The 6,231-nt window shown below is 59.4% G+C and carries 5 protein-coding genes; 1 reads left to right on the forward strand and 4 read right to left on the reverse strand.

The features are described from left to right. From IC66_RS0141785 to IC66_RS0141800, 4 genes are all read right to left on the reverse strand, one after another. Positions 1-1,557 (reverse strand): VCBS domain-containing protein (locus tag IC66_RS0141785; protein ID WP_038951336.1); only part of this gene is annotated, 1,557 nt, incomplete at its 3' end. A gap of 4 nt (positions 1,558-1,561) precedes the next feature. Further along, on the reverse strand, positions 1,562-1,816 hold the full coding sequence (locus IC66_RS46965) for a hypothetical protein (protein ID WP_157158188.1): 255 nt from the start codon (positions 1,814-1,816) through the stop codon (positions 1,562-1,564). A 1,809-nt stretch (positions 1,817-3,625) separates the two neighbouring features. Further along, positions 3,626-3,817 carry a hypothetical protein gene (locus IC66_RS0141795; protein ID WP_028144438.1) on the reverse strand — a complete coding sequence of 64 codons (192 nt, stop codon included), beginning with the start codon at positions 3,815-3,817 and terminating at the stop codon, positions 3,626-3,628. A 166-nt stretch (positions 3,818-3,983) separates the two neighbouring features. Then, on the reverse strand, positions 3,984-4,700 hold the full coding sequence (locus IC66_RS0141800) for a hypothetical protein (RefSeq protein ID WP_038951337.1): 717 nt from the start codon (positions 4,698-4,700) through the stop codon (positions 3,984-3,986). A 485-nt stretch (positions 4,701-5,185) separates the two neighbouring features. Between IC66_RS0141800 and IC66_RS44790 the strand changes: the two genes are divergently transcribed. Beyond that, the gene (locus tag IC66_RS44790; RefSeq protein WP_083859405.1) at positions 5,186-5,527 is read left to right on the forward strand and encodes an H-NS histone family protein; all 342 of its coding nucleotides are present in this window, start codon (positions 5,186-5,188) and stop codon (positions 5,525-5,527) included. Positions 5,528-6,231: the final 704 nt, after the last annotated feature.

A 6,231-nucleotide genomic window follows, 5' to 3' on the forward strand; every position in this document is an offset into this window, starting at 1 on the left:
GCTGTCGGGATCCACAATCGTGAGCTGGCCCGAGGCGTTGAGTGCGGCGGCCGTGTCGCCTTCGGTTACCGACTTCGAACCCGAAGAGACCGTGGCCGCATCGTTGCTGCCGGTGATGGTCACCGTGACGATGCCGCTCGCGGTGCCGTCCTGGCTGGCCACGGTGAACTGGTCCTGGACCTGCTGCCCGGCGATGAGCTCGTCATGCGCGCCGTTGCCGGTGTAGCTCCAGGCGCCATTGGCATCGATCGTGAAGTCGCCGTAGGTTCCGTGGACGTTTGATTGCGCGACGACGTGGGCTTCGCCGCTGTCGGGATCGGTGATGGTGAGCTGGCCTGAGGTGTTGAGTGCGGCGACCGTGTCGCCTTCGGTTACCGACTTCGAATCCGATGAGACCGTGGCCGCGTCGTTGCTGCCGGTGATGGTCACCGTCACCGTGCCGGTGGCCGTGCCGTCCTGGCTGGTCACCGTGAACTGGTCCTGGATCTGCTGCCCGGCGGTGAGCTCATTGTGGGCACCGTTACCGGTATAGCTCCAGGCGCCGTTGGCATCGATCGTGAAGTCGCCGTAGGTCCCGTGGACGTTTGATTGCGCCACGACATGGGCCTGGCCAGTATCCGGGTCGATGATGCTGAGTTGGCCGCTCGTGTTGAGAGCGGCGGCGGCATCACCCTCGGTGACGGACTTCGCCTCGGAAGAGACCGTAGCCGAATCGTTTGTGCCTGTGATCGTGACCGTCACCGTCTGGGTAGCTGTCGAGCCGTGGCCGTCATTGATCGTCACCACGAAGCTCTCGGTGATCGTCTGGCCCGCAGCGAGGTATTGCGCGGCCGCGTTGTTCAGATTGTAATGCCATTGCACCGAGCCGTTGGCGGCATTGGCCGTCTCGTTGACAGAATCAAGCGAGAAGGCGCCGAGCGACGTGGTGTTGGAAGAGGCTGCCGCGAACGAGGCCGAATGCGTGTCGCCGAGATCGGCATCGTTGAAACTGATGGTGCCCGCCGCGCTCTGCGAATCCGAGAGATCCGGCGTGGTGTTCGCGTCTTCTACCACCGAGCCGCTCTGCGGACTCGATGCGATGATGACCGAGTCGTTTGCGCCGTTGAACTGGAGTGTCACGGTCGCCCAACTGAGCGTGCCATTGCCCAGCTGGATAGCGTAGGTGAATGTGTCAGTCAGCGTTTGCCCGGTCGCCAGCGCCTGAAGCTGAACGTTGATGTCGCCCTTGTCGTAATGAACGGTGCCGTCCGCTTCGATCCAGATGCGAGCACCGAGGGCGCTGCGGTCACCGGTTCCGGCCATTCCGGCGGCATCACTGCTGTACGCTACATCTTTGACCAGCAGATCAGCCGGTGCGTAGTTCTTGGTGGACGCGGAAGCGCTCGTTCCATTGTCCAGGGAGAACAGCGTCTTGGCCGCGCCCCCAAGGTCATTTGCCAGCACATTCAAGATGAGAATGTTGCTGGCGTCTTCCGTAAACGAGAAAATGTCCGTGTTGGCTTGCGGAGTATTGCCGAACGAAACCGTGCTGCCGCCGCCCGTTGTCTGCGTCGCCATAGCTTTAAATCCTCTGGGTGATGCGCCGTCCGCATTCACGGACCGGCGCAAATTGCACAATGGCGCGGGGATGATCGGCCGTTGCCTTGCCTATGCTGCTGAAGAAAAATGCCGAGCTGCTCAGCATGCCTGCCGTCATGCTCAGCGCTTCGAAAAGGTGTAAACAGAACACGTGCCGCTCAAGCCTGTTTGGGGCTGGAGTCGATCCGGGCTCGCGATCGGATGTCGTGTGCACGGTCGCGCGCTTGACAGCCGCCATGTTCGCAAACCGCAAACTTGGCTGGATCGGAAGATCGCAAATTGACGAAGAATTCGAACTTGCCCGAGCCCAGCCGAACATTGCTACAAAATGCGTGCACGTCATTCGCAACCCTCGTCTGCCAATGCAGAGCAGAGAGCGTCGCCGCAAATCAATTCACGCAATTGGTAGCGCTCGCTCGGACGGCGATAGGTCCGCCAGCCAGCGACAGTCCATCAGACTGCTGCCAAGTTACTCGAAAAGATCTAGAGCGGTATCCCCCTGCCCAACGTGGCCGGTGCTTAGCCGCCCACGTTTTGGCAATTATTTGATCTTGCAATATTCGCGGCTCCAGAAGCGACGACCGTGATCGAGAAGCGCCACGGCCGCCTGCTCCTAATTAAATAAGCCTATTTTAAATTAAAGCATCAGTCCATTTATATATTTACGCGATCGATTTAATAATTAATACATCGAAATCAATAACAAAGAGGCTCTTGCGTCCCTCCTTGCGAGGCGACACCGGAATTTTACGGCTTGCCTCCCGGATGCACTCGGTTCGCGAGATGATCTTTGCCTCGCGCAGATCGGCAACTCGCAGGGAGCAATTGGAGCCGAAACTCAGCCCCAATTCACGAAGACGAGGCATGAAAGCAGCAGTCTCGCAATACTTTGCACCAACCTGTGCTTATTAATTTGCGCATCCGACGATCCAGGCCCACCGTGAAGCGGCGGACGTGGCCTTCAATGTGTTGCTGGTCATCCCATCGGGTCAATGTAGCCGTCCTCGTCGCCCGGGCGTACGTTCCAGAGCGTGAGACCATCGCGGGGGATCCGATGGTGGTGCGCTCTAAGAGCGAGACGCGTAGCCAGAGCGCTGATGCTATCCAATGGCTGGGTTATGGCTCGGTAGCCGGCGCATGTGTCCTGGGGTGCGGCGAGAAGAGTCCTCGATGCTCTCGCACGAAGCTTCGCATCTCCTGTTGCTGTCCCGCACGTCTCTCGTTCGCTTTAACGCGCAACAGGGCCTCGGCAAGCCGCGTTCGAAATCCATGTGAAGCTAAAACCGAAACCAGTTCCCGGTTGACGCGCGAACGCGGCCAAATCGACCGCCATTAAATGATATATTTGATTATTGTGTATAATCATGATGACTCCATCGCAAAATTGAAAAATATGTTGGGGAAAAGAAAACATGGGAGGTTGAAATGGAAGCTGCCCGCCGCTTTCGCGCAATGGCGTTACTTTGCCGACAGACTGCCGCACTCCAACCTGAGAGAAGCTGGAAACTGCTTGCAGAGGCAGAGTATTGGGAACATCTGGCGGCTGCGGCCTTAGCTCATTGAGCTTCGGTCGAGCGTTCTTTGTCTTTCGCTTTTCGTCGACTTCTTACTTCAAGTCATTTTCTGAGGCATGTGATGTCGAGTACGCGTCAGATCTTTTCTAGTGCTGTTCTGAGCGAACGGCACCAGGCGCTTCTGGAGGAGCTTAGAGAGGTGGAGAAGCTTCGAAGTAAGCTCCGACATGTAGAGGCAAAAACAATCGGCAGAAGACGGCGTACCAAAGCGAGCGGCAGAGCAAGAGCCGTTTAGAGACCTGCCGGGTCCGAAGGCTGACCCGCGTTGGCTCACTCGCGCGGCTGATGCACGGATGCCCGCGCTCCTCGCATCTGCCACTACTTTGAAAGGGGACTGGGCGCTTTCATCCCCGCAGTAGCGAGCCTCCGCGATGACGTCGCTGCGACATGTCGCCAACCAGCCAGGCCGGGGTGCCCCACAACGCTTGAACTAAACTCGGCGGCGAGACCGGCCACCTGTTCAGGATCGCGCCTTAGCTCCGACTTTCATTCGACGTTGCACTTCGGAACACTGCAACGAGTCGATCGCCTTCCCAAAGCTCAACGTCGTGCTCGTCATGCATTTGCTCGGCTCGTCGTCTCGCCGCCTGCTCGTCAATGCAGTCGAGCTTTGCAGCGCAGATCACTTGCCGGCTGCCGTCCACCACGAACACCTTGTACCGCATGATGCAGTCCGATCCAAAAGGGTGACCACCATCGTACCCGATTGTCCGTCTGAGGCAGTGCCAAACCAAGTGCGACGCACCGAACCTTTGTACGTGTAGCAGTTCGGCCGTGCCTGCTCGTTCAATCCCTCGGCCGCGCGGCGGCAGCACCTTATATGTCGCTACCTCAGTGGCGTAATCTCACTGCGTGCCGAAGCGTGCGGCTCGAGCTCAAGAGCGAGAGGCCACCAAGCGTCATCAGCAGCACACCGAACCAGGCCGTCCAGCTGCGCGCTTCGTCGTGCGCCTCTGCCATGCGCGCGCCCAGCGGCATATCTTGAGGTGGGTTGGCGGGCGCGGCGGCGAGAAGCTGCCCAGCGTCGACTTGGCCCGGCACGGAGTGTTCGGGCGTGAGCTGGTTGCTGGGAATATCTACGATGGCGGCCGCCGACATCAGGGTAGAGCCCGTGCCGAGATCGGGAGCGGCATCTGCTACCTGCATTTCGGGTACAGTCGTCCGAGATCGCTCGGGCGGCGCGGAGCGCAGCAACTCCGCGCGCGCATCAACGACCGCGCTCCGCCCGGCCTGCGTGGTCCCGTTTCCGTCCAAACTGGCGCTGCGGTCTTTGGCCACGCGAGCCCGAATGGGCTTCTTCACCGTCGCGATGCCCTCGACCAGGAACCAGCATTTGCGGCGACCGTCCGTTCGGTAGACCCAATGCTGTCCGCCACTGGTCGAGGTACCGGGACGCGGCACGCATTCGGCTTGCGGCGGAGAGGTTACCGCCGGTTGGGACGTAGCAGTATTGAAGAAGTCGGCAACAGGATTGGAGGACGCGGGCGCCGCCGAAAAACCTCCGACAAGGACCAAACTGGCGAAATACAATCGCAATTGACCGGACATCGAAAACTCCCGGGTGCGCCCTCCCCCCGCTTGAGCCTTAGCGGCGACAACGGCTCCCATACGGCTTAAATCGGGCGGCGCGATGAATTAATTGTCCTCTTGACCACCTAATTAATGTGCCGGCCCAGCACTCCAGGGGTGCAACACGAGGCAGCGCGATCGATTCATCGATCCATCTGAGTTGCGCCGGCCCTCGCTCCCGCCCACGATCTGCGCCGCGGCCGCCGGTCGATCGCCATCGTTGCGCTCGTCGAAACACGAAAGCGCAACTCGCCGAGGAATGAGTCTGTGGATGTCACGAGACGTGGCTACCCCTCGCAGCGAATTAAATACTTCGCCACGATATTACCACTGTCGCGCCTTTCTCCCTGCCACCTCTCACATTTAAATGTGGATTGCAGGATCAATATTTAACTGACGGCTTGTCTGCTCCCGGATTCCCGACTTGTCTGCCTGGGCCTTCTGCCCAAGATTCGGATGGAGCCATGAACACCGCGCATTTTAATTCGCTCTCCATTGACGAGCTCTGGATACTTCACCAAGAGGTCGCCGCCCAACTCGCTCAGAAAATGTTGGTGCAAAAAGCACATTTGGAGGAAAGGCTCCACAGGATTGCACTGGCCAACGAGGCCACACGGCTCAATCGTAAGCGCCGCCGTCCATACCCGCCTGTCCGTCCCAAATATCGCAATCCGAAGAACCCAGCGGAGACATGGTCGGGTCGCGGCAGGCAGCCGCGATGGCTGCGTCCGCAGCTTCGAAGCGGCCGAGATTTGGACGATTTCCTGATCGATGGGGCTTCAGCTCAAAAGCGGCAGACAAATTGAGCGCCGATTGCGGCATTTGAGACGGCGCCAGTTGCTACCTCCTGGGGCTCTGAGCTCTTCACATCATAGTTTGAACGCGGGGTCATAACCATGCTTGGAGGCATGGCCATAGCGAGCGCACTTGCGATCTGTCTGATGGTCTAGCTGAATCGCTCGGGGGGGCCCGCGGCGCAGTGAAGACATCGACGAGAATCTCAAGCGCGCGATGGTCCGCGTCTAGTCGGGGCGCCCTCTGAAGTGCCGCCTAGCCGCATTCCACGCTCGAAGGACTGGAAGGAGGAGGGCGACGAAAAAAACTCTGATTGCAACCGGCGTCATTCCGCGCCGCAGGAGTGGTGGGTCGTGATCGACCGAGCGGCCGGCCGTCGTGTTGATCGTCACCGGAGATGGGGTTCCTGCTCGCCGAGTAGGTGCCCGTCTGCGCGAGGGCAGGACAACTACAACGAACAGAACGTTCACCAGTAGCCATATTCCCACAATGAGAAGGAAAGTACGCACGAGAACGACCATCGTTGATCTAAAATCGCCGAGCTTACTCCTGCCTCATAACCCGGCGCGCAGCCGGCAACACTGCGTTCGCGGACGGAGCCGCTTCAGCGCAGCCGGCACATTTGGCGTGCCCCAAGGCCGTTGGGTCCTGAGCGCTTCGCAAGCGTCCAGGATGGCTCACAGCCTAGGGTCCAGACTCAATTGAGCCAATATGC

The sequence above is a fragment of the Bradyrhizobium genomosp. III genome (assembly GCF_000261705.1).
GTDB classification, from domain to species: domain Bacteria; phylum Pseudomonadota; class Alphaproteobacteria; order Rhizobiales; family Xanthobacteraceae; genus Bradyrhizobium; species Bradyrhizobium ottawaense.

Coding starts and splice junctions, on each gene's coding strand:
- IC66_RS0141800 (WP_038951337.1), bottom strand. CDS start 4,700: ATGTCCGGTCAATTGCGATTGTATTTCGCCAGTTTGGTCCTTGTCGGA.
- IC66_RS44790 (WP_083859405.1), top strand. CDS start 5,186: ATGAACACCGCGCATTTTAATTCGCTCTCCATTGACGAGCTCTGGATA.
- IC66_RS0141795 (WP_028144438.1), bottom strand. CDS start 3,817: ATGCGGTACAAGGTGTTCGTGGTGGACGGCAGCCGGCAAGTGATCTGC.
- IC66_RS46965 (WP_157158188.1), bottom strand. CDS start 1,816: ATGGCGGCTGTCAAGCGCGCGACCGTGCACACGACATCCGATCGCGAG.